Source organism: Stenotrophomonas sp. YJH_SMC_69 (assembly GCF_059370495.1).
In genome coordinates, this window is sequence record NZ_JCAFTS010000010.1 from 157,484 (window position 1) to 180,444 (window position 22,961).

The window sequence follows — 22,961 nt, forward strand, 5'->3', positions numbered from 1 at the left end:
TATCAATTGTTCAACGCGTACATCACGATGTTGACGCCGAAGCGGGTGTTGTCTTCGGCCAGGAAACGCTTGTTGCGCCAGTCGTAGTCCCACTCGCAGCCGTAGTCCTTGTTGCTGTAGAGCAGCCCCAGGCGGCCATCGACCTCGATGCCCTTCAGGTAGTCGTGCACCAGGTCGTCGCCCCAGCCATTGAGTTCGAAGCTGGTGGCCGGCGGGCCATCGGGGAAACGGAAGAAGCTGCGGTACAGCGGGTGGCTGTTGGGCAGCTTCTGCAGTGCCCTGGGACCAAACAGGCGGCCCATCTGTGCCTCGAACGAGGTGGCGAACAGCCCATCGATATCGTGGTTGCAGTCGTCGACGAAGACGAAGCCGCCATTGCGCACATAGCGCACGAAGTTCTGCCGCTCGGCGGCATTGAACTCCACCAGCGTGTGGCCGGCCAGGTAGCAGAACGGCGCTTCCAGCATGCGCGGGTCGGCCAGTGCCACCACGTGCTCCTGCGGGTCCACGCGCAGCGAGGTGTAGTCGATCAGCGAGGTGATCAGGTTGGACGGCATGCGCGCGTCCACGTCCCAGTCACCGGAGTCGTACTGCAGGCGGGTGAACCAGAAGTCGTAGCGCGAACTGCGCGGGCCTGCCTGTGCCCAGGCCGGCAGCGCCGCCGCCGAAGCGGCAGCGGCCAACCAGCGCAGGCAGGCCCGGCGATCCATCAGACGGCGTCGGACAGCGAGGTGAAGGTGAAATCGCGCAGCTTCATCGGCGGGATCATCATCACGTAGCTGGACTCATCACCGGCCACACGCACCGGCTTGCCCAGCTCTTCGATGTTGTTGAGCATGATCACCGGCGACTCGTTGAAGCGGAAGTTCTTCACCGGGTGCTTGATCTGGCCGTTCTCGATGTAGAAGGTGCCGTCGCGGGTGAGGCCGGTCAGCAGCACCGTCTGCGGATCGACCATGCGGATGTACCAGGTACGCGTGACCAGGATGCCCTTCTGGGTGCCACGCACCAGCTCGGCGGTGCTTTTGTCGCCACCGCTCATCAGCAGGTTGCCCGGCGAGGCCTTGGCGGTCTTGCCCTGCTTCTGCGCCCAGAAGCGCGAGTAGTCCAGGTTGGCGATCTTGCCGTTCTCGATGATGGCCATGCGCTCGCGCGGCAGGCCTTCGTTGTCCCACGGCAGCACCGGTGCGTCCGGATGCCACGGATCGGCGATCATGGTCACGCGCGGGTCGTAGACCTGCTCGCCCAGCTTGTTGCCACCACCCTTCTTCGACAGGAAGCTGCGGCCTTCATCGGCCGAGCGCGCACTGAAGAAGTTCATCATGAAGCTGATCAGGCCTGCCGCTGCGGCCGGCTCCAGGATCACCGTGTACTTGCCCGGTTCCAGCGCCTTGGCTTCGGCCGACTCGGTGGCCTTGCGCATGGCGATGCGGATGTCCTGGTCGGCCTTGAAGTCGGCCGCATCCTTCAGGTTGCGGCCGACCCAGCCCGAGCCGCGGCCATCTTCAGTGCGCACGGTGCAGGTGTAATCGAAGTTGGTGGTGCGCTGGTAGGCGAAGTTGCCGTTGCTGTTGGCGGTGGCCTGGAAGCCCTGGCCGTCCTCGAGGAAGCCGGCGGCGATCAGGCCGTGACCACGGCACGGGGCGATCGAATCGGCGGCGACCTTGGCACGGAACGCCGGATCGATGGCAGCAGTGGATTCGCTGAAGGTGGGGCTGGCGCGGTAGCTCTGCTTGCCGATGGCCGGCATGAACTCCGGGTTCTCCGGGGCCAGGCGGGCCAGGTCTTCGGCACGGCGCACCACGCGTTCCAGCGCGGCATCGTCGAACTCGTTGATCGAGGCGGTGCCGACGCGCTTGCCGAAGGCGACGGTGACTGCCAGTTCGGTGTTGTCGACGATGCCACTGGTGGAGACATTGTTCAGCGCGAAGCGGATGTTGCCGCTGATCGCGCCGGCCAGCACGGCGGTGCACTCGTCGGCCTTGGACAGGGCGATGACCTTGTCGAGGATGGCCTTGGCCTGGGCTTCGGTGAAGATACTCATGGTGTAAGGGCTCCTGACCGGTCAGCCGAGGCTGCGTGCGGTGTTGATGACGTTGATGCCGTTGAAGCGCGCGGTGGACGAGCCGTGCGAGGCCGCCGAGACCTGTCCCGGCTGGCCCTTGCCGTCGAAGAACGAACCGCCCAGGCGGTAGTCGCGTTCGTCGGCCACGGCGGTGCAGGCGTTCCAGAACTCCGGCGTGCGGATCTGGTAAGCCACGTCTTCCAGCATGCGGGTGATCTGGCCGTTCTTGATCTCGTAGAACAGCTGGCCGCCGAACTGCGCGTTGTAGCGCTGCTGGTCGATCGAGAACGAGCCATCACCGATGATGTAGATGCCGTTCTCCACGTCCTTGATCAGGTCCGGCACGCTCAGCGGCGTCTTGCCCGGTGCCATCGACACGTTGGCCATGCGCTGGAACTGTACGCTGGACCACGAGTCGGCATAGCAGCAGCCGTCGGACTCGGTCTTGCCGAGGATGTGGGCCTGGTCGCGGATGGTCTGGTAGTCCACCAGCTTGCCGTTGCTGATCAGGTCCCAGCGCTTGCACTTCACGCCTTCATCGTCGTATGCCACCGCGCCGAGGCTGCCGGGCTGGGTCTTGTCGGCGAAGATGTTGACCAGCTCGCTGCCGTACTGGAAATGCTGTTCGCGCTTGTCCAGGGTGGCGAAGCTGGTGCCGGCGTAGTTGGCTTCGTAGCCGAGCACGCGGTCCAGTTCCAGCGGGTGGCCGATCGACTCGTGGATGGTCAGCCAGGTATGCGACGGATCGAGCACCAGATCGTACTTGCCCGGCTTCACCGACGGGGCCTTCAGCTTTTCCTGCGCCTGCCGGGCGGCGGCGATGGCGTCTTCCTTCATGTCGTAGGAAGAACTGTAGTTGACCACGCCATTCGGGCTGACCACCTTGCCGGCGGCGGCGCCGTCCAGGTACTCGTAGCCCAGGCCCATCGGCGAGGACAGGCCCGAACGGGTGCGGAACTTGCCGCTGCTCTTGTCGATGGCGGTGACCGTCATCGGCGCCCAGATGCGGTGCACGTCCTGGTCGATATAGGAACCATCGGTGGAAGCAAAGTACTTCTGCTCGTTGACCAGGAACAGCATCGAGTTGACGAAGCTGGCACCAGCGCCCATTGCGGCAGCGTTGACGTCCAGCAGCAGGCCGACCTTGTCCTTGATCGGCACCTCCATCGCATTCTTGCGGATCGGCGTGCGCCAGCTCACCTCACCCACGCCCGGCGCCTTGGCCAGCTGCACCGGTGCGGTCTGCACGCCGGCATTGGCCTTGGCGATGGCCGCCGCCTGCTGCGCGGCCCTGGCCACGTCGGCGGTACCCAGTGCGTTGGTGGCGGCAAAGCCCCAGGCGCCGTTGACGATCACGCGGATGCCCACGCCGGTGGACTCGGTGTTCACCACGTTCTGCACCTTGTCCTCGCGGGTGATCACGAACTGCCGCAGGTAGCGGCCGATGCGCACGTCGCAGTAGGTGGCACCGGCGCTGCGCGCCGCCTGCAGCGCCGCGTCGGCCAGGCGCTTCTTCAATGCCGGGTCGAGGCTGGACTGCAGCTGCTCGGCGGCGATCACCTTGCCGAAGAAGGAGGGCACGATCAGCCCGCCCGCGGTAAGCCCGGTCAGGGCCAGGAAGTCACGTCTTTGCAAGGCTGCTCTCCATGTCGAAGGATGGGTGGCTCAAGCGCCGAGACTGCGCGCGGTGTTGATGATGTTGATGCCGTTGAAGCGGGTGGTGGACGAACCGTGCGAGACCGCCGAGACCTGGCCGGGCTGGCCCTTGCCGTCGAAGAACGAACCGCCCAGGCGGAAATCGCGTTCATCGCAGATGGCCGTGCAGGCATTCCAGAATTCCGGCGTGCGGATCTGGTAGGCCGCATCCTCGACCATGCCGGCGATCTTTCCGTCCTTGATCTGGTAGTACAGCTGGCCACCGAACTGCGCGTTGTAGCGCTGCTGGTCGATCGAGTACGACCCCCGGCCGTGGATGTAGATACCGTTCTCCACGTCCTTGATCATGTCCTCGACGCTGAGCGGCTGCTTGCCCGGCGCCAGCGAGACATTGGCCATGCGCTGGAACTGCACGCTGGACCAGGAATCGGCGTAGCTGCAGCCATGCGATGCATCGCGGCCGAGGATATGGGCTTCATCGCGGGTGGCCTGGTAATCGACCAGGATGCCGTCGCGCACCAGGTCCCAGCGCTGGGTCTTGACGCCCTCGTCGTCGTAGCCGACCGCACCGAGGCTGCCCGGCTGGGTCTTGTCGGCGAAGAAGGTGACGATGTCGCTGCCCCAGCGGAAACCCGCATCGCGCTTGTCCAGCGTGGCGAAGCTGGTGCCGGCGTAGTTGGCTTCGTAGCCGAGCACGCGGTCCAGCTCCAGCGGGTGGCCGACGTTTTCGTGGATGGTCAGGAACAGGTTGGACGGGTCCAGCACCAGGTCGTACTTGCCGGGCTTCACCGACGGCGCCTTCAGTTTCTCGCGCGCGTGGCGGGCGGCCGCAATGGCGTCCTCGACCGGGTCGTAGGAATCGCGGTAAGCGGTGATGCCACCGGGCAGGTGCACCTTGCCGCGCGCATCGCCATCGAGGAACTCATAGCCCATGCCCATCGGCGAGGACAGGCCGGCGCGGGTGCGGAACCTGCCGCTGGCCTTGTCGATGGCGGTGGCGGTGAACGGCAGCCAGATGCGATGGATGTCCTGGTCGATGAACGAGCCATCGCTGGAGGCGAAGTACTTCTGTTCGTTGACCAGGAACAGGGTGGAATTGATGTAGTCGGCGCCCGCATCCAGCGCGGCGGCATTGAGGGCCAGCAGCAGTTCGACCTTGTCCTGGATCGGCACCGCCATCGCGTTCCTGCGGACGGGGGTCTGCCAGCGCACCTCCCCGACCGGCGGCGTCGGCGCCAGCTGCACCGGCCGGGTCTGGATGCTGGCGTTGGCGCGGGCGATCGCGGCCGCCTGCTCGACCGCAGCGCGTACGGCGGCCTCGGTCTGCTGGTGGGTGGCAGCGAAGCCCCAGGCCCCGTTGACGATCACCCGCACGCCCACGCCGGACGATTCGCGGTTGGTCACGTTGCCGACCTGATGCTCGCGGGTGATGACCGACTGGTTGAGGTAGCGGCCGATGCGCACATCGCAGTAGCTGGCCTTGGCCGTGCGTGCGGTGGCCAGCGCCACGTCCGCCAGGCGCCTGCGCTGGAGGGTGTCGACCGGGGCGAGCAGTTGCTCGGCGGCGATGGCACGGGAATGCGGCAGCAGCAGGCCCGCCAGGCCCAGACCGGAAAAAGCCAGGAACTCACGTCGTTGCACAGCGTTTCTCTCTCTCGCTTGCGTGCGGCCGGCAACGGGCCGAGCCGATCACGTCAACCACTCGACTTTCGCCAGCGCGGGGCATCCGGGCAAGTGACTGCAGTCATGGTTGGGGGTGTTTCGGCAGGGCTTGCAGCCCTGCACCTGCTCAGAGCCGGAGCAACAGCCACAGCAACAGCGGGCTTGCTGAGGGATGGCGGCGCGGTGTGGGTGGGCAGGACACGCCGTTAACCCCCCTCCGGGGTCCGGCCCAGCCGCTGGCGGCTGTGCGTTCGGGCGCTTGCGAAGCAGTGCTTCGCAAGCAAAGCGCCCTCACCCATGGGGGCTCGATGGCGCCATCCATGGCGCCAACGGTCCTGCCCACCCACACCGCCCCGCCTCTGACAGATTCCGTGCGCTGCTGGTAGGTGTCGACCTTGGTCGACACATCTGTCAGATATCGAATGAAATTCGGGGTCAGATCCGTTTTCCTGCGGAAAACGGATCTGACCCCAAGATGTTTCCGACAGATCGCGGCCAACTGTCGAAGGCGGGGTGGGTCCGGTGGCAGGGGCGTGAGCGCCATGGATGGCGCGACCGAGCCTCCATGGACGGATTTACGGCGTCCCCTGCCACTCCACCCCGCCATCCCTCAGGAAGCCCGCTGTTGCTGTTGCTTTGGCTGTTGCCGTTGCTGTGGCTTGAAGCAGGTGCAGGGCGCAGCCCTGCTCGGAACACCCCCCTCGTGCACAATGGGGCCGACCCCGCCCGGACACCGTCCTGATGTCGAGCAAGCCGCATTCAGAAGCCTGCGAGCGCAACCGCGAACCGATCGCCGCCGCACTCGACCCGTGGATGGGCGACCGCCATCGGGTGCTGGAAATCGGCAGCGGCACCGGCCAGCACGCGGCCTTCTTCGCCGAGCGTTGGCCCTGGCTGCGCTGGCAGCCCAGCGACCATCCGGACCATCTGCCCGGCATCGAGGCCTGGCGCGCGGAAGCGGCGCTGCTGAACCTGCTGCCGGCGGTGGCGCTGCAGGTGGAACTGCCACCGGCGCCTGGGCTCAGCCTGCCACAGAGCAGCACGTTCGACGCCGCGTTCAGCGCCAACACGCTGCACATCATGAGTTGGGCGCACGTGCAGGCGTTGTTCGCCGCGCTGCCATCGGTGCTGCGTCGCGGCGCGCTGCTGGCCGCGTACGGCCCGTTCAACTACGGCGGCCGCTACAGCAGCGACAGCAACGCGCAGTTCGATGCCTGGCTGAAGGCGCGCGACCCGCGCAGCGGCATCCGCGATAGCGAAGCGGTGCAGGCGCTGGCCGCCGAGCACGGATTCACCCGCCTGGGGGATGTAGCGATGCCGGCCAACAACCGCCTGCTGCTGTGGCGGTTGGGGTAAACCATCGGTAGTGCCGGCCGCTGGCCGGCAACCGATTGCCGGGATGAATGCTGGCCAGCGGCCGGCACTCCCTTCAGGCCACCTGCACGATATGCAGCGCCTTCGGATTGCGCCACTGCGCCAGCAGGGCCGCTTCGCGCGCCTTGGCCTGCTCGAAATGCGCTTCCTTGACGTGGCCGAAGCCGCGGATGTGCTCGGGGATGCTGGCAATCTCCACCGCCAGGGCCAGGCGGTCGTCATCCAGGCCGTCCAGCAGTACCTGCACGGTGGCCTCGTAATCGCCGATCAGCTTGCGCTCCATGCGGCGTTCCGCGGTGCGCCCGAATACGTCGAAGCGGCCGCCACGCAGGAACTTCAGCCTGGCCAGCAGGCCGAAGGCCTTGAACATCCACGGGCCGTATTCCTTCTTCAGCAACCGGCCCTGCTCATCCTTCCTGGCGAACAGCGGCGGCGCCAGGTGGAAGCGCAGCTGGTAATCGCCCTCGAACTGCTGCTGCAGGCGGCGCTGGAAGTCGCCGCTGGTGTACAGGCGGGCCACTTCGTACTCGTCCTTGTAGGCCATCAGCTTGAACAGGTAGCGGGCCACGGTCTCGGTCAGCGCCGTGGAGCCGCCGATGCGCTCGGCTTCGGCGGTGCGCACGCGCTCGACCAGGCGGCGGTAGCGGTTGGCGTAGGCAGTGTCCTGGTACTCGACCAGGAACGCGGCGCGGCGCTCGATCATTTCATCCAGCGAGCGCGACAGGCGGGCGTCATCCAGCGGCAGGAACGCCACGTCGCCACCGTGCGAGGGCAGGCCGCGCAGTTCGCGTTCGTCGCCGGTGTTGCGCGGTGCCGCAGTGGCACCCCATTCATTGCCCTCCCACTCGCCTGGCGGCAGCGGATGCAGCGGGCCCGGGGTGGATTCGGCATCGGTGTGGCGGTTGCGCACCAGGCCGGCGGCCTGCTGCACGGCCTGCGGATCGACCACGGCCAGGCGGCCCCACGCAAAGGCCTGCTGGTTCATCGCCACGGCGGCGCCATTGAGCTCGATGGCGCGCATCAGTGAGTCGAACGACAGCGGCACCAGGCCCTGCTGCCAGGCGTAGCCGAGGATGAACAGGTTGGCGGCGATGGCATCGCCCAGCAGCGCGGTGGCCAGCTGGGTGGCATCGAGCAGCAGTGGTTCCTGGCCGCCCAGTGCCACGCGCACGCCGGCGATGATGTCGGCGGCGGGGAACTGCATGTCCGGGCGGGTGGTGAACGTGCCCGGCATCGCTTCGTAGGTGTTCAGCACCACCTGCGAACGGCCGGCGCGCACCTTCGACAGCGCCCAGTAATCGTTGACCACCACCATGTCGCAGCCCAGCACCAGGTCGGCTTCACCGGCGGCGATACGCACGGCGTGGATGTCTTCAGGGCGACGGGCAATGCGGATATGCGTGGTCACCGCGCCGCCCTTCTGCGCCAGGCCGGTCTGGTCGAGCACGGTCGCGCCCTTGCCTTCCAGGTGGCCGGCCATGCCCAGCAGCGCGCCGATGGTCACCACGCCGGTACCGCCGACGCCGGTGATCAGGATGTTCCAGGGCTGTTCCAGGCTGTCGCGAAGGGTCGGTGCCGGCAGGTTGTCCAGCAGCGTGGACGCATCGCGCTTGCTGCCCTTGCGCGGCTGGCCACCGTGCACGGTGACGAAGCTCGGGCAGAAGCCGTTCACGCAGGAATAGTCTTTGTTGCAGTTGGACTGGTCGATCTCGCGCTTGCGCCCGAACTCGGTTTCCTTAGGCAGCACCGACACGCAGAAGCTCTTCTTGCCGCAGTCGCCGCAGCCTTCGCAGACCAGCGAATTGATCAGCACCCGCTTCTGCGGGTCTTCCAGCTTGCCGCGCTTGCGGCGGCGGCGCTTCTCGGTGGCGCAGGTCTGTTCGTAGATCAGGATCGAAACACCCTTCACTTCGCGCAGGCGCTTCTGCACTTCGTCCAGCTCGCTGCGGTCATGGAACTCGACGTCGCTGGGGAAGTGCTCGCGCTGGCCGGTCCACTTGCCGATGTTGTCCGACAGCACCACGATGGTGTGGATGCCTTCGGCGCGCATCTGCTTTGCGATGTCCGGCACGCTCAGCGGACCGTCCACCGGCTGGCCGCCGGTCATCGCCACCGCATCGTTGTAGAGGATCTTGTAGGTGATGTTGACGCCGGCAGCGACCGCCTGGCGGATCGCCAGCGAACCGCTGTGGAAGTAGGTGCCGTCGCCGAGGTTCTGGAACACGTGCGGGGTATCGGTGAACGGCGCCTGCCCGGCCCAGGTCACGCCTTCGCCGCCCATGTGGGTGAAGGTATCGGTGCTGCGGTCCATCCAGGTCACCATGTAATGGCAACCGATGCCGGCCAGCGCACGCGAGCCTTCCGGCACGTTGGTGGACGTGTTGTGCGGGCAGCCGGAGCAGTAGTGCGGCACGCGCGGAAAACTGGCGCGCGGCAACGCAAGTTCGGCTTCCTTCTCCTGCATCCACTGCAGGCGCTGCTCGATCGATGCGTTGTTGAAGAACTTCTGGATGCGGCGACCGATCACGCCGGCGATGGTGGCCGGGGTCAGTTCACCGGTGGACGGCAGGATCCACTCACCGCTCTCGTCGTACTTGCCGACGATGGACGGGCGCTGGCCCCAGCTGGCCGGCCAGTTGAAGAACTGTTCCTTCATCTGGCGCTCGATGAAGGCACGCTTCTCCTCCACCACGATGATGTCTTCCAGGCCCTGCGCGAAGCGCGCGATGCCCTGCGGCTCCAGCGGCCAGGTCATGCCGACCTTGTACACGCGGATGCCGATGTCGGCGCAGGCGGCTTCGTCCAGGCCCAGGTATTCCAGCGCCTGCAGCACGTCCAGGTAGCTCTTGCCGGTGGTGACGATGCCCAGCCGCGCGCGCGGCGCATCCATCACCACCTTGTCGATGCCATTGGCGCGGGCGAACGCCTGTGCAGCCTTCACCGCATAGCGGTGCAGGCGCATTTCCTGGTCCAGCGGCGGGTCCGGCCAGCGGATGTTGAGGCCGCCCGTAGGCATTTCGAAGTCTTCCGGCAGCACGATGCGGCGCGCCATCGGATCGACCTCGACCGAGGCCGACGATTCCACCGTCTCGGCGATCGTCTTGAAGCCGACCCAGCGGCCGGTGTAGCGGCTCATCGCCCAGCCCAGCAGGCCCATGTCCAGGATGTCCTGCACGCCGGCCGGGTTCAGCACCGGCATCATGGCGCTGACGAACTCGTCCTCGCTGCCATGCGGCAGGGTTGAACTGCGGCAGGCGTGGTCATCGGCGGCCAGCGCCAGCACGCCGCCATGGCGCGAGGTGCCGGCGGCATTGGCGTGCTTGAACACGTCGCCGCAGCGGTCCACGCCCGGGCCCTTGCCGTACCACATGCCGAACACGCCCTGCACGTTGGCGCCGGGGAACAGGTTGGTCTGCTGGGTGCCCCACACCATGGTGGCGCCCAGGTCCTCGTTCAGGCCGGGGGTGAACTTCACCTTGGCCGCGTCGAGGTGTTTGCGCGCGCGCCACAGCTCCAGGTCAAAGCCGCCCAGCGGGCTGCCACGGTAGCCACTGACGAAACCGGCGCTGTCGATGCCTTCGTGCGCGTCGCGCAGCCGCTGCATCAACGGCAGTTTCACCAGCGCCTGCACGCCACTCAGGTAGATCCGCCCCTCGTTGCGGGTGTACTTGTGGTCGAGCGTGTAGTCACGGTCGATCAGGTCGGCGGAAGAGGGCGAAGTGAGTTGCGCGGTACTGGTCATGGCTGGCCCGGTCAGGATCGGCTGGCACCGGCCGCGTGCAGGCACGCGGCGGGAAAGGCGCGAATTGTAGCAGCGAGGCCCGACCGCCCCGGCACTCGCGCCGGCGGCCATGCTGGGGTTAGGATCGGGGAGAGAGAGGGAGGCTGCGGTTGCGGCCTGGGGAGAAGGGATGTCAGTTGCAGCAAAGATCCTGGGCAGCATGTTGCTGGTCTCGGGAACGGCCCCCGTGTGGGCCGCGCCGGCGGTGCCGGCACCACAGGAGTTCTACTTCGACAGCGATGCGGCCGCCGTGCCCATGATCGTGGTCCAGTCCGACGGGGATGCGCTGGTGGCGCAGCTGCTCAAACAGCGCGAGCGCGGCCGGCGTACCGTGGAGGCCACCGTGCAGCTGGCGTCGGTGGCCATTGCGCAGGGCCGCACCGAGCTGGGTGAACAGCTGTATCGCGAAGCACTGAAGGATGCGCCGGTGCAGGGCAGCCTGGGCCGTAGCGTGCGCTGGAATTACGGCTGGGACCTGCTGCGTCAGGGCCAGCCCGAAGCCGCCCTGGAGCAATGGCAGGCCGCTGCCGGTGGTTCGCTGAGCAAGCCGGGCTGGCTGCCACCCACCTATGCGCTGGCGCTGTGGCGGGCCGGGCAGAAGCAGGAGGCGGTGCAGTGGTATGCCGCAGCGGTGCGTACCGAGCCGACGCAATGGAGCGACAGCAGCCGCTTTGCGCAGTTGTTGCCGTTGTGGCGTGACGACGAGCGCGCCTCGCTGGCGGAAGTGCAGCAGGCCTGGGCGGCCGCGCCGCCGGCCTGGCCCTGAGGGAGGGGGGGGCCGGGTTGCACCCGGCACCCGCAGAGGCAACGGCTGGAGCAACTGCAGCAGCCGTTGCAACAGGGGGCTTCCTGCGGGATGGCGGGGCACTGTGGGTTTGCGGGGCCGCCGTAAACCCATCCATGGGGGCTTGGTCGCCGCATCCATGCGGCTCACACCCCGCAAACCCACAGTGCCCCGCCTTCGACAGGTTCCGGCGGCTGTTGGTAGGTGTCGACCTTGGTCGACACGGTCGATCCACGCCATGCGTGGATGAGATCTGCCAGGGATAGAAATCGAACTGGGGTCAGATCCGTTTTCCAGAGGAAAACGGATCTGACCCCCATGCCCTCAAGAGCAGCCAGCCAAGCGCTTTTGCTTTTGCGCTTCCACTTCAATCGTCCGCGGAAACCGTCCGACCCGACGCCCATGCCCGCAATGCCTCTACCTGCTCGGCCATCAGCACCGACAGCGGCCGCGTCGCACGGATCTCGTTCATCAGCAGCTCGGTATCCAACGGCCGGCCTTCGGCGTGCGCCGCATACAGCCCGGCCACGATCGCCTGCTCGATCTCGGCGCCGGAGAAGCCATTGGCCGCGGCCGCCAGCGCCGGCAGCGCGAAGTCGTCGCCGTTGAGCTGGCGTCGCCCCAGGTGCAGCCGCAGCAGCTCCACACGCACCTCAGGCGTGGGCAGGTCGACGAAGAAGATCTCGTCAAAGCGGCCCTTGCGCAGCAGTTCGGCCGGCAACTCGTGTACCTGGTTGGCGGTGGCGACGATGAAGACCGGCGCCTTGCGTTCGGCCATCCAGGTCAGCAGGTAGCCGAGCACGCGGCGCGATACGCCACCGTCCTCGCCACCGCTGGCCAGGCCCTTCTCGATCTCGTCCATCCACAACACGCAGGGCGCCAGCTGCTCGGCCGAGGCCAGCGCCTGGCGCAGGTTGGCCTCGGTCTCGCCGTGGTACTTGTTGTACAGCGCGCCCACGTCCAGGCGCAGCAGCGGTACGCCGAAGCCGGCGGCGGTGGCCTTGGCCAGCATCGATTTGCCGCAGCCCTGCACGCCCAGCAGCAACATGCCGCGCGGCGGATCCAGGCCGGCCGGTGCCGAGCCGGCGATGAAGGCCACCCGGCGCTGGCTGATCCAGCGCTTGAGCCGGTTGGCACCGGCCACGTCGCCGAAGCGCGCGCTGTCATGCTCGAAGAACAGGTGGCCGCTGCGGTTGAGCAGCTCGAACTTCAGCCGTGCCAGCTGCGGCAGGTCGTCGTCGCGCAGCGCGCCATCGGCGTAGATCAGCTGGCGGGCGATGCGGCGGGCATCGACCAGGCTCAGGCCCTGCAGGTTCTTCAGGATCTTCTTCACCGCCTCGCTGTCGACCTCGACACGGCGGCCGCCGTGTTCGCGCGCATAGGCGTCGGCCTCCTCGCGCAGCATCTTCAGCAGGGCATTGGCATCGGGCAGGCGCGGGTTGAAGCGCACCGCCAGGGCCTCCAGCTCGGCCGGCAGCTCGACCTTGGCGCCGATCAGCACCAGCACATGCGGCTCGCTATGGCGGCGCTGGATCAGGTCGCGCAGCGCGCGCTGGTGGCTGGCATACCCCAGGTAGGGGTGGAAATCGAGCAGCAGGTAGACACCCCGCTGATCGGCCTGGCGGATCATCTGCAGGGCGGCGCTGGCATCGGGCGGGCCGACCGGCGGGTCCTCGCGGTCCAGGTCGATGCGACGCAGGCCCTCGGTGATGGACCAGCGGTGCAGGGCCCGCCACACGTGCATCAGCGTCTGCCGGAACAGCTCGACGATGCGGGCCTCATCCTGGGTCTCGATCACGATCAGGGGGGTATTGGCGCGGATCAGTGCGCTCAGGTCCTGCAGTTCGCTCATGCCGGTTCGATCCTTCGGGGGCGCCACGATAGCAAAGGCGATGGCCACTGGTTCAGCACGGTGCTACCTCCCGTCACCACCGCCGGTGTACGCTCGGGGCACGTACCCGGAAGCGAGGCTGGCATGAAGACGATCCTGGTGGCCGGTTCCAAGGGCGGGGTGGGCAAGACCACCGTCGCCACCCACCTGGCCGCGTACGCGGCATTGCAGGGCAAGGCCACGGTGATCGCCGATGCCGACCCGCAGGGCTCCAGCACCCGCTGGGCACAACGGCGTGCAGGGCTGGAAAGCGCGGTGCTCCCCATCGATGTGTATCGGAAGAAGCAGTGGGCGCAGAAGCTGCCCGACGGTACCGATACCGTCATCATCGATGCACCGGCCGGTGCGCTGGCCGACGATATCCCCCATTTCCTGGACGCGGCCGACGCCGTGGTGGTGCCGGTGCTGCCCTCGGCGCTGGATATCGAAGCCATCGTCGGCTTCCTCAACAGCCTGGCCCAGAACCCGCGCGTGCACAGCCGCAAGCTGCCGGTGGGGCTGGTCCTCAACCGCACCAAACCCTGGACCCAGACCTCGCAGCAGGCGCTGCAGATGCTGGCCGAATGGCCATACCCGGTGGTCGCGCAGCTGCGTGACAGCCAGAGCTACGTGGTCATGACCGGCCTGGGCCGCAGCCTGTTCGACTATCGCTCCGCCCAGGTGCGCGAACACCAGGCCGACTGGGAGCCGCTGCTGTCCTGGCTCAAGCTTTGATGCCTGCCTCACTTCTCCTGCTGCATCCTCTTCTCCATGGAAACCCGCGATGCGTGAACTGATCCTGCTGCGCCATGCCCATGCCGAACCCGCCGTTTCCGGCCAGGCCGACCTCGACCGGCCGCTGTCGCCGGTGGGGCTCGCCGAGGCCGAAGCCGCCGGCAAGTGGTTGAAGGAAAACAACCTGCTGCCCGACTGCGTGCTGTGCTCGCCGTCGCGACGTACCCGCGAGACCCTGGAAGCGGTGATGACGGCCATCGGCTATGTCGAAAAGCGCCTGGAAGACCGGATCTACGAAGCCACCCCGGGCACCCTGGCGGCGCTGGTGGACGAGCGTCGTGACCTGGACCGGGTGCTGATCGTCGGCCACAACCCGGGCCTGGAGCAGCTGGTGGCCCTGATGACCGACGGCACCAGCAGTGACTATCGCGGCATGCCGCCGGGCGGCGTGGCCGTGCTTGGCTTCCCGCGCGAGGCCTCGATCGAACCCGGCGTGGCCAGCCTGAACGCGTTCTGGTGGCCGTGATCCGATGAGCCTGGCGCGGCGCAGCCGCTTCCTGCTGCCCGCGTTGCTGGCGCTCGGCCCGGCCTGGGCCGCGGCGCCCCCACCGACCCCGTTGCCGCCCGTGTCCGCCGAGGCGCCACGGGTATTGCGCCTGGATACCCAGCGCTCGCGGATCGGCTTCGAGGTGCGCACCCGATTCGGCCAGCGCATCGAAGGCGTGTTCCCGCACTTCGAGGGGCGTATCGAGATCCTGTCCGACGGCCGTCACCAGGTGCACCTGAAGATGTTCACCCGCTCGGTGGAGATCCCCGGCAAGGCGCGCTATACCGGCTGGATGCGCGGCGAGGAGTTCTTCGATGCCGGGCGCCATCCGGTGGTCGAGTTCGACTCGCTGCCCTACTGGCCGGAGACCGTGGAGCAGGGCGGCGCCATCAACGGCCGGCTGACCCTGCGCGGCATCAGCCACCCCGAGTCATTGCAGGTCGAGAAGGCGGAGTGCGCCCGACCCGGCTATGATTGCGACGTCGTCAGCCGCGGTACCGTGCAGCGAGGCCGGTACGGAATGGACAGCTGGCAGCTAGCCTTGAGTGACCGAGTGACCTTCGTATTGCGTGCGCGCCTGAGCGAGGCGCCGAAACCGTGAACCTCCTGCTGCGCGTCCTGGCGCTGGCAACCGTGTTGCTGGGCAGCGGTTGTGCATCGCTCTCGCATGCCGAGCGTGACCGTGCCGAAGCGATTGCCGTGCAGGCGCGCTCGACCGACGTCGACTGCCAGCGCGCCGACCGCTGCGCGCAGGACTCGCCGTTGCGTGCGCTGGCGGGCCGGGCGTTCACCGAATCCACCCCGGAACAGCCACGCCACTACGCCACCCTGCTCGACGAGGGCGAGGGCGCCCTGGTCGCGCGCCTGAACCTGCTGCGCAGCGCCACCCGCAGCATCGACCTGCAGACCTACATCTTCGACAAGGACGACAGTGCCCGGCTGGTCATCGACGAGCTGCTGGCCGCGTCGCGGCGCGGGGTGAAGGTGCGGGTGCTGATCGACCAGCTCTCGGCGATCTCCGACCTGCAGATCCTCGGCGCCCTGTCCGGCGCGCACCAGAACTTCCAGCTGCGGGTCTACAACCCGACCTTCGGCAAGGCCCGGCTGAACTACTTCGACTATGCCGGCAGCGTGCTGTGCTGCTTCCGCCGCTTCAACCAGCGCATGCACAACAAGCTGCTGGTGATCGACGATGCGATCGGCGTGGTCGGCGGCCGCAACTACCAGGACGACTATTACGACTGGGACCGCGAGTACAACTTCCGCGACCGCGACGTGCTGATCGCCGGCCCGGAGGCGCGGGCGATGGCGGCCAACTTCGATGCCTTCTGGCGCGCCAGGCGCAGCGTGCCGGCCGAGCGCCTGAACGATGTCGGCCGCACCCTGCTGCGCGAGGGCGTGCCGACCCTGCCGCCGGCCAGCTTCCGCCGCCCCGAGCGGGTGGAGCGGGTCAGTGCCGAAGCCAATGACATGGACTTCGTCAGCCGTTCCTTCGTCGATACCGCGTTGCCGGTGGCCTCGGTGCGCTATGTCGCCGACCTGCCGCGCAAGCACCGGCGCGAGAAGGCTGATGCGCCGCTGGCCGGACAGCACGTGACCGAGCCGCAGCTGGATGCGCTGATCGCCGGCGCGCAGAAGGAAGTGATCCTGCAGACGCCGTACCTGGTGCTGTCCAAACCGGCGCAGAAGCTGTTCCGCGAGCTGCGCAAGCGACCGCAGCCGCCGCGCGTGGTGGTGTCCAGCAACAGCCTGGCGGCGACCGACAACCCGATCGTCTATGCGCTGTCGTACAAGTACAAGCGGCGCAACATGCGCGAACTGGGCTTCAACATCTTCGAATACAAGCCGTTCCCGCTGGATGCACCGGTCGATTACCGCAACCTGCTGCCCGACCCGATCGCCGCGCCGGAAGGCGACGACGACGGCGGGCGCAACCCGCTGATCGGCGGCAGTGCTGCCGGCAGCAATGCCGGCGACCGTCGCGATCGCGATGAGCACCCGGCACCCACCGGCAAGCAGGGGGCGGTGAACCATCCGCGCACCGGCAGTGCCTACCAGAACGCGCGCGAGCGCCGCCGTGCGGCCGGCAGCGAGGTCGAAACCCGCCTGCTGCGCACCGAGACCCGGCCCTCGTTCCTGGGCAGCAAGGCGGTCAACAAGCCGTTGCCGGTCACCCGCAAGGGCGCGCGCATGGGCCTGCATGCCAAGTCGCTGGTGGTCGATCGCCGCATCGGCGTGGTCGGCACCCACAACTTCGACCCGCGCAGCGAGAACTACAACACCGAAGGCGCGGTGATCATCGATGACCCGGCCTTCGCCGAGCAGCTGGCCGAGAGCATCCTGCGCGACACCCACCCGCAGAACTCGTGGACGGTGGCGCCGCGGGCCAAGCCGCCGGTGCTGTCCGGGCTCAACTACAGCGTCGGCAAGGCCTCCGAAGCACTGCCGATCCTCGACTTCTGGCCGTGGCGCTATGCCACCGACTACGAGTTCAAGCCCGGCCCGGACTGCCCGCAGCCGTTGCCCCGGCAGGACCCGGGCTTCCACCGCTGCTATGTCGCCGTGGGTGATTTCCCCGAGGTCAATGTCGGCCCGAAGTGGCTGCTGGTACGCATGCTGACCGCATTCGGCGCCGGCCTCGTTCCCATCCTCTGAAGGTGCCCGCATGACCCAGGTGTTCCGCGAAGCCGTTTCCCTCGAGCAGCTCAATACGCTCAGCCGCAACACCGCGATCGCGTCGCTGGGCATCGTCTTCAGCGCGGCCGGTGACGACTGGCTGCAGGCCACCATGCCGGTGGACGAGCGCACCCGCCAGCCCTACGGCATCCTGCATGGCGGCGCGTCGGTGGTGCTGGCCGAGACTCTGGGCAGCAGCGCCGGCAACCTGTGCGTGGATACGGCCAAGCAGATCTGCGTGGGGCTGGAAATCAACGCCAACCACGTGCGTGCGGTGCGTTCGGGCACGGTCACCGGCACCGCCCGCGCGCTGCACGTGGGCCGCAGCACCCAGCTGTGGGAGATCCGCATCGAGGACGAGCAGGGCCGGTTGGTGTGCATCTCGCGGCTGACCCTGGCGGTGGTGGCGGCCGGCCACGGCTGAGCCCCGGACGGGCGGTGACGGCAGCGGAACCCAGCGTTCCCTGCCGATTGCCCCGGTCGATGGGTGTTATGGCCTAAATCGGCTGGCAGCGATGACGGCCCTCCGGTATCGTGCGCGGATGACTTCCCCCACTCCGGCCCCCCGCGGCGGCGTGGCGCGTGTGTGCCGTTACCTGTACCGCGTACCGCTGCTGTTGGTCCACATCATCGTGTTCCTGCCGCTCATCCTGATCGGCATGCTTCGGCCGTGGGGCGAACTGCGCGTGGGCGAGGCGACCCTGGGGGCCAAAGTGGTCAACTGGTGGCAGGGGGGGCTGATGTGGATCTTCGGCTTCCGCCTGGTGCAGATCGGCAGGCCGCTGCCCGGCGCCGTGCTGTTCGTCGCCAACCACGTCAGCTGGGTCGACATCTGCATCCTGCACAGCCAGCGCATGATGGGCTTCGTCGCCAAGCGCGAGATCGCCAGCTGGCCGCTGGTCGGGTGGCTGGCCGCGCGCGGGCAGACCATCTTCCACCAGCGCGGCAACACCGAATCGCTCGGTGGCGTGATGCAGGTGATGGCCGATCGCCTGCGCGAAGGCAAGGCAGTGGGCGTGTTCCCCGAAGGGCGTACCCGCGGTGGCCACGAAGTGGGCCCGTTCCATGCCCGCATCTTCCAGGCGGCGGTTGAGACCGGCGTGCCGGTGCAGCCAGTGGCTCTGGTGTACGGGCTCAAGGGCGACGCGCAGACCATTGTCGCGTTCGGCCCCGGCGAGAGTTTCTTCGCCAATTTCCTGCGCCTGCTCGGTGAGCCGGCGCGGCGTGCGGAAGTGCATTTCCTGGCACCGATCGGTGCGCAGGACCTGGAAGGCCGTCGGCGCATCGCGGAGACGTCGCGCGCGCGCATCGTGGCGGCCATGAGCACGCAGTGAGGGTGCGGTGGCCCTGATCCCGCCACCCGTCCTGGACGCCGGCACGCCGACGCTGCACGCGGCTGACTACCAGCCACCGCGCTGGCTGCGCAATCCGCACCTGCAGTCGATGCTCAGCTCCAGCCGCATGCGCCTGCAGCGCGGCCTGCTGCTGCTGGCCGCGACCGGCGCGATCAGCGAGGAACTGATCCTCGACGGCGGCGACGGCGTGCGCCTGCAGGGCTGGCACAGCCATGTCGAAGGCCGCGAACCCAAGGGCATGGCCCTGCTGCTGCATGGCTGGGAAGGCAGTGCCGAATCCAGCTACATGCGCATGGCGGCCGCGCGCATGCTCGAACAGGGCTTCGACGTGGTGCGGCTGAATTTCCGCGACCACGGCAATACCCATCACCTCAACCCCGGCATCTTCCACTCCAACCTGATCGACGAAGTGGTGCATGCCGCAGGCGATATCGCCCAGCGCTGGCCGCAGCTGCCGCTGGTGGCCGCCGGCTACTCGCTGGGCGGCAACTTCGTGCTGCGCCTGGCCCTGCGTGCGCCGGCGGCCGGCGTGCCGCTGCTGCGCGTCGCCTCGGTATGCCCGGTGCTGGACCCGGCGCTGACCATGGAGAGCATCGAGAACGGCCCGGCAATGTACGACTGGTACTTCCGCCGCAAGTGGGCCGGTTCGTTGCGGCGCAAGCGCGACCTGTTCCCCGAACTGAGCGACTGCGACGACCGCGTGCTGAAGCTGGACATCCGCGCGTTGACCGCCTGGCTGGTCGAGCGCCACACCAGTTTCGGCTCGTTGCAGGCCTATTTCGACGGCTACTCGATTGCCGGCGATCGCCTGTCCTCGCTGCAGGTGCCGGCCGACATCCTGATGGCACAGGACGACCCGGTGATCCCGTACGCGACCTTCAGCGACTGGCAGCTGCCGCGCAACGCGCACCTGGAAACCGCCTGCTGGGGCGGCCACTGTGGCTTCCTGGAAAACTGGCGCGGTGACGGCTTCTCCGAGCGCTGGGTGGCGCAGCGCCTGCAGCGCGTGCTGCAAGGCTGAACCGGCACGGGCGCGCAGGCCGCTACAATGCGGGTTTGCCCTTGAACCGGACCGCCATGCAAGACCAGATCATCCAAGCGTTGCGCCAGAACGAGGCCGACCAGGCCGTGCAGCTGGCCCAGGCGTGGACCCGTGATGAACCCGGCCAGGCCGAGGCCCACCGCTGGCTGGCGCTTGCGCTGCAGCAGCAGGGCAAGGCCGAGGACGCGATGGAGGCCCTGCAGCAGGCGCTGCAGCTGGCCCCGGACAATGCCCAGCTGCACCTGCAGCACGCCGGCCTGCTGCTGGCCCTGCGCCAGTTCGACGGCGCTGGCGAAGCACTGACGCGCACCACCGGGCTGGACCCGAACGCCTTCGCTGCCTACCTGATGCAGGCCCACCTGGCGATCGGCCGCAACGATTTCGATGAAGCGCAGCGCCTGTCCACCCTGGCCTCGCGTGTCGAACCGGACCACCCGGAACTGCTGACCATCGACGGCATGATCGCGCTGCGCCGCGATGATGCCGATCGCGCGCTGACGCTGCTGTCGGCCGCCAACCAGGCCCAGCCCAACGACATTCGCGTGCTCTACGCACTGGGCTTCGCCTACCTGGGCAAGAACATGCTGGCCTTCGCCGAGCAGGCGTTCCGCCGCGTGCTGGAACTGAACCCGACCATCGCCTCGCTGCATGGCCTGGTGGTGCAGCTGGCCATGCGCCAGGGCAACCTGGACGCTGCCGCCGAAGCGATGCAGATTGCGCTGCAGCAGCAGGGCCTGGATACGCCATCGATGCGCCGCCTGGCCGGCGAACTGGCACTGCGCAGCGGCCAGCCGCTGCAGGCGCTGGAGCACCTGCTGCCGTTGCTGGAATCGCTGCCTGACGACCGCGACGTACTGCAGTTGCTGCTGATGTCCTGGCAGCGCCTGGGCCGCGAAGACGAGGCCCGCGCACGCCTGGATGCCGCCCTGGAGCAGCACCCGCAGCTGCACGACCTGTGGCTGGCACGCCTGGCGGTGGAAGAGGTCGGCAGTGCCACCGCCGCCGCCACGGTCGAGCGCTGGATGGACGCGATGCCGGGCCACCTGCCGGCGCTGGAAGCGCGCCTGCGCCTGCACGACATGGTGGGCGAACACGCCCAGGCCGAAGCGATCGCCGAGCGCATCGTCAACCTCGAACCGGGCCGCGTCAGCGGCGAAACCCGCCTGGTCGAAGGCCTGCTGCAGCGCGATCCGGCCGCCGCGGTCGCCCGCGTGCAGGCGCTGATCGACATGGCACCGGAAGGCCACCGCGCCGACCTGCGCACCTGGCTGGGTGAGATCCAGGATCGCGCCGGGCAGCACGAAGACGCGCTGCAGACCTGGCTGGCACTGCAGGCCGACCAGGCACCGCAGCGCCTGCCGCTGCCGCCGCAGGCCAAGGCGCCGCCGAGCTGGCCGGACAAGGGCGAGATCGACGGTGATGCCACTTCCGCGCCGATCTTCCTGTGGGGCGCGCCGGGTTCGGGCGTGGAGCGCGTGGCGACCGGCCTGGCCGCCGCCAGCCCGGTGCTGCGCAGCGACCGCTATACCTCCAACGCACCCGACGACGCGTTCCAGAACTACCACACGCTGCAGGACCTCGCCTCCGGCGTGCTGACCCCGGAGCGGCTGGTGCAGCGCTGGCGCGAACAGCTGCCGTCGCGCGGCGTGCAGGACGACGCGATCATCGACTGGCTGCTGTGGTGGGACAACGCGCTGCTGTGGGCGCTGCGCCCGCAGCTGCCGCAGGGCCGCCTGCTGGTGGTGCTGCGCGATCCGCGCGACATGCTGCTGGACTGGGTGGCCTACGGTGCCGCCGCACCGCTGGCAATGACCTCGCTGGCCGAAGCCAGCGAATGGCTGGCGCGCGCGCTGGCCCAGGTCGCCGCCCTGCACGAGGACGATCTGTACCCGCAGGTGCTGCTGCGCATCGACCAGATCGGCAACGATCCGCAGGCGATGGCCGAACTGCTGGGCCGCCTGTTCGAGCGGCCGATGCCGCCAGCCGCGCAACTGGGTGCGCCGCGCTTCCCGCCGGGCCACTGGCGCAACTACCGCGACGTGATGAGCGCCGCCTTCGCCAAGCTCACCCCGATCGCGGTGCGCCTGGGTTACCCGGAAGAGTGAGGACACGCCGATGCAACTGAGCAGCCACAGCCTGACCAACGGTGCTCCGATCGACCGCGAATTCGCCGCCGGCGATGCCGCGGGCTTCGCACCGGACCGCAATCCGCACCTGGCCTGGAGCGATGTGCCGGAGGGCACCCGTTCGTTCCTGCTGGTGTGTGTCGATCCGGACGTGCCGACCGTGCCGGAGACGGTCGGCCGCACCGACATGAGCGTGCCGCGCGACCAGCCGCGCTGTGATTTCGTGCATTGGGTAATGGCCGACATTCCGGCCTCGGTGCGCGAGATCGCCGCAGGCAGCTGCAGCGACGGCTTCGTGGTGAAGGGCAAGTCCAAACCGGCCGGCCCGGCCGGCAGCCGCCAGGGCCTGAACGACTTCACCGGCTGGTTCGCAGGCAATCCGGACATGGCCGGTGACTACCTGGGCTATGACGGCCCGTACCCGCCGTTCAACGACGAACGCCTGCACCACTACTTCTTCCGCGTGTTCGCGCTGGACGTGGCATCGCTGCAGCTGCCGGCACGCTTCACCGCCGCCGACGCCTACCGCGCCATGCACGGCCACGTGCTCGCCGAAGCGGCACTGCACGGCACCTACACGTTGAACCCGGCGCTGGGCTGAGAGCCCTTGTAGGGCCGGGGCATGCCCGGCTTTGCTTTCTGCAGAGTCGAGCCATGCTCGACTATGCCTTGTAGAGCCGAGCCCATGCTCGGCTGCTTCTGCTACGCAATGGACCTGCAGTAAACAGCAAACCCTGCCAGGAACGCATCCGCTTCGGCGCGATGCACTTCCGACTGAAGCACCTCGAAGACCTCCTCCGGTTCCAGGCCCAGCACCGGTACACGCAGGAACAGCGTTGTACTGAACGCGGCACTGACCGTGGACAGCACCGCGCGAAGTGCCTGCAGCATGTCCTCGCCACGATGGGACGCATGCACTAACGCAATGGGCCGACCGACGATCTGGTCGCCGGATACGAGCCAGTCGATCGCATTCTTCAATCCGCCGGGAATGCCACGCACGTATTCAGGGCTGCACACCAGCACACCGTCGCTGCGGGCGATGGCCGCCTTGAAGCGCGTCACGCTGCAGGGTTCATCGGTGCCTTCCAGATCGGGGGAGAACACCGGAAGTTCGCCGACCCCGGCGTAGACCTCGATCTCCATGCCGGGCGGCGCGATGGCTTTCAGGGCCACCAGCAGAGCGGTGTTGGTCGACTGCCGGCGCGCGCTGCCGGATATGGCGAGAATCTTCATCGTGGCAAGGCTGGCACGTGGGGCTGCGTCGACGCTACAGAACGTAGAAGGG

18 protein-coding genes are annotated in these 22,961 nt (G+C 67.9%); 11 read left to right on the forward strand and 7 right to left on the reverse strand.

Going from position 1 to position 22,961, the window contains the following annotated elements; genetic code table 11:
• Positions 1–2 precede the first annotated feature (2 nt).
• From AC5P8F_RS16930 to AC5P8F_RS16945, 4 genes are read right to left on the reverse strand one after another with little or no spacing between them, the layout of a single operon-like run.
• A complete protein-coding gene (locus AC5P8F_RS16930) occupies positions 3–710 on the reverse strand; it encodes a DUF4159 domain-containing protein (protein WP_005411842.1) in 708 nt (235 codons plus the stop codon).
• The gene (locus AC5P8F_RS16935; protein WP_014645476.1) at positions 710–2,044 is read right to left on the reverse strand and encodes a TldD/PmbA family protein; all 1,335 of its coding nucleotides are present in this window, start codon (positions 2,042–2,044) and stop codon (positions 710–712) included. The genes AC5P8F_RS16930 and AC5P8F_RS16935 overlap by 1 nt, the downstream gene beginning before the upstream one ends.
• 21 nt (positions 2,045–2,065) lie before the next feature.
• The gene (locus AC5P8F_RS16940; protein WP_495228621.1) at positions 2,066–3,700 is read right to left on the reverse strand and encodes a TldD/PmbA family protein; all 1,635 of its coding nucleotides are present in this window, start codon (positions 3,698–3,700) and stop codon (positions 2,066–2,068) included.
• A 30-nt stretch (positions 3,701–3,730) separates the two neighbouring features.
• Positions 3,731–5,362, reverse strand: a complete 1,632-nt coding sequence (locus AC5P8F_RS16945) for a TldD/PmbA family protein (RefSeq protein ID WP_032957606.1) — start codon at positions 5,360–5,362, stop codon at positions 3,731–3,733.
• Between the two features lie 762 nt (positions 5,363–6,124).
• On the opposite strand from AC5P8F_RS16945, the gene AC5P8F_RS16950 reads away from it, so the two are divergent.
• Complete coding sequence (locus AC5P8F_RS16950) at positions 6,125–6,739, forward strand: DUF938 domain-containing protein (RefSeq protein ID WP_495228622.1); 615 nt, start codon at positions 6,125–6,127, stop codon at positions 6,737–6,739.
• Positions 6,740–6,812: 73 nt separating this feature from the next.
• Here the strand turns inward: AC5P8F_RS16950 and AC5P8F_RS16955 are convergent, their stop codons facing one another.
• Positions 6,813–10,499, reverse strand: coding sequence for an indolepyruvate ferredoxin oxidoreductase family protein (locus AC5P8F_RS16955; protein ID WP_046427751.1), 3,687 nt, complete (start codon positions 10,497–10,499; stop codon positions 6,813–6,815).
• 169 nt (positions 10,500–10,668) lie between these two features.
• Between AC5P8F_RS16955 and AC5P8F_RS16960 the strand changes: the two genes are divergently transcribed.
• Entirely contained in the window at positions 10,669–11,304 is a 636-nt protein-coding gene (locus tag AC5P8F_RS16960; RefSeq protein ID WP_046427754.1) for a tetratricopeptide repeat protein, read from the forward strand.
• Between the two features lie 385 nt (positions 11,305–11,689).
• On the opposite strand, the gene AC5P8F_RS16965 is transcribed toward AC5P8F_RS16960, so the two are convergent.
• Complete coding sequence (locus tag AC5P8F_RS16965; RefSeq protein WP_014645482.1) at positions 11,690–13,174, reverse strand: AAA family ATPase; 1,485 nt, start codon at positions 13,172–13,174, stop codon at positions 11,690–11,692.
• A 123-nt stretch (positions 13,175–13,297) separates the two neighbouring features.
• Between AC5P8F_RS16965 and AC5P8F_RS16970 the strand changes: the two genes are divergently transcribed.
• From AC5P8F_RS16970 to AC5P8F_RS17010, 9 genes are all read left to right on the forward strand, one after another.
• Positions 13,298–13,927, forward strand: a complete 630-nt coding sequence (locus tag AC5P8F_RS16970; protein ID WP_005420986.1) for a nucleotide-binding protein — start codon at positions 13,298–13,300, stop codon at positions 13,925–13,927.
• 49 nt (positions 13,928–13,976) lie between these two features.
• Positions 13,977–14,453 (forward strand): SixA phosphatase family protein, encoded by a 477-nt coding sequence (locus AC5P8F_RS16975; RefSeq protein WP_014035499.1) that lies wholly within the window; start codon positions 13,977–13,979, stop codon positions 14,451–14,453.
• A 4-nt stretch (positions 14,454–14,457) separates the two neighbouring features.
• On the forward strand, positions 14,458–15,075 hold the full coding sequence (locus AC5P8F_RS16980) for a YceI family protein (protein WP_014645483.1): 618 nt from the start codon (positions 14,458–14,460) through the stop codon (positions 15,073–15,075).
• Positions 15,072–17,129, forward strand: coding sequence for a phospholipase D family protein (locus AC5P8F_RS16985; RefSeq protein WP_401730528.1), 2,058 nt, complete (start codon positions 15,072–15,074; stop codon positions 17,127–17,129). Before AC5P8F_RS16980 ends, AC5P8F_RS16985 begins: the two co-directional genes overlap by 4 nt.
• Before the next feature lie 10 nt (positions 17,130–17,139).
• On the forward strand, positions 17,140–17,574 hold the full coding sequence (locus AC5P8F_RS16990; protein ID WP_014035502.1) for a hotdog fold thioesterase: 435 nt from the start codon (positions 17,140–17,142) through the stop codon (positions 17,572–17,574).
• A 118-nt stretch (positions 17,575–17,692) separates the two neighbouring features.
• Positions 17,693–18,484, forward strand: a complete 792-nt coding sequence (locus tag AC5P8F_RS16995; protein WP_032961622.1) for a lysophospholipid acyltransferase family protein — start codon at positions 17,693–17,695, stop codon at positions 18,482–18,484.
• Between the two features lie 52 nt (positions 18,485–18,536).
• On the forward strand, positions 18,537–19,526 hold the full coding sequence (locus tag AC5P8F_RS17000; RefSeq protein ID WP_046427777.1) for a YheT family hydrolase: 990 nt from the start codon (positions 18,537–18,539) through the stop codon (positions 19,524–19,526).
• Between the two features lie 56 nt (positions 19,527–19,582).
• Entirely contained in the window at positions 19,583–21,652 is a 2,070-nt protein-coding gene (locus AC5P8F_RS17005) for a tetratricopeptide repeat protein (protein WP_032961627.1), read from the forward strand.
• Positions 21,653–21,662: 10 nt separating this feature from the next.
• Complete coding sequence (locus AC5P8F_RS17010; RefSeq protein WP_032961630.1) at positions 21,663–22,274, forward strand: YbhB/YbcL family Raf kinase inhibitor-like protein; 612 nt, start codon at positions 21,663–21,665, stop codon at positions 22,272–22,274.
• A gap of 101 nt (positions 22,275–22,375) precedes the next feature.
• Here AC5P8F_RS17010 and AC5P8F_RS17015 read toward each other — a convergent pair whose 3' ends face one another.
• Entirely contained in the window at positions 22,376–22,909 is a 534-nt protein-coding gene (locus AC5P8F_RS17015) for an NADPH-dependent FMN reductase (protein ID WP_495228624.1), read from the reverse strand.
• Positions 22,910–22,961: the final 52 nt, after the last annotated feature.

What these genes read in the sequence shown, in the direction of transcription:
- AC5P8F_RS16980 (WP_014645483.1), top strand. Translation starts at nt 14,458, where the DNA reads ATGAGCCTGGCGCGGCGCAGCCGCTTCCTGCTGCCCGCGTTGCTGGCG.
- AC5P8F_RS16975 (WP_014035499.1), top strand. Translation starts at nt 13,977, where the DNA reads ATGCGTGAACTGATCCTGCTGCGCCATGCCCATGCCGAACCCGCCGTT.
- AC5P8F_RS16930 (WP_005411842.1), bottom strand. Translation starts at nt 710, where the DNA reads ATGGATCGCCGGGCCTGCCTGCGCTGGTTGGCCGCTGCCGCTTCGGCG.
- AC5P8F_RS16970 (WP_005420986.1), top strand. Translation starts at nt 13,298, where the DNA reads ATGAAGACGATCCTGGTGGCCGGTTCCAAGGGCGGGGTGGGCAAGACC.
- AC5P8F_RS17005 (WP_032961627.1), top strand. Translation starts at nt 19,583, where the DNA reads ATGCAAGACCAGATCATCCAAGCGTTGCGCCAGAACGAGGCCGACCAG.
- AC5P8F_RS16995 (WP_032961622.1), top strand. Translation starts at nt 17,693, where the DNA reads ATGACTTCCCCCACTCCGGCCCCCCGCGGCGGCGTGGCGCGTGTGTGC.
- AC5P8F_RS16955 (WP_046427751.1), bottom strand. Translation starts at nt 10,499, where the DNA reads ATGACCAGTACCGCGCAACTCACTTCGCCCTCTTCCGCCGACCTGATC.
- AC5P8F_RS16990 (WP_014035502.1), top strand. Translation starts at nt 17,140, where the DNA reads ATGACCCAGGTGTTCCGCGAAGCCGTTTCCCTCGAGCAGCTCAATACG.
- AC5P8F_RS16950 (WP_495228622.1), top strand. Translation starts at nt 6,125, where the DNA reads ATGTCGAGCAAGCCGCATTCAGAAGCCTGCGAGCGCAACCGCGAACCG.
- AC5P8F_RS16960 (WP_046427754.1), top strand. Translation starts at nt 10,669, where the DNA reads ATGTCAGTTGCAGCAAAGATCCTGGGCAGCATGTTGCTGGTCTCGGGA.
- AC5P8F_RS16935 (WP_014645476.1), bottom strand. Translation starts at nt 2,044, where the DNA reads ATGAGTATCTTCACCGAAGCCCAGGCCAAGGCCATCCTCGACAAGGTC.
- AC5P8F_RS17010 (WP_032961630.1), top strand. Translation starts at nt 21,663, where the DNA reads ATGCAACTGAGCAGCCACAGCCTGACCAACGGTGCTCCGATCGACCGC.
- AC5P8F_RS17015 (WP_495228624.1), bottom strand. Translation starts at nt 22,909, where the DNA reads ATGAAGATTCTCGCCATATCCGGCAGCGCGCGCCGGCAGTCGACCAAC.
- AC5P8F_RS16965 (WP_014645482.1), bottom strand. Translation starts at nt 13,174, where the DNA reads ATGAGCGAACTGCAGGACCTGAGCGCACTGATCCGCGCCAATACCCCC.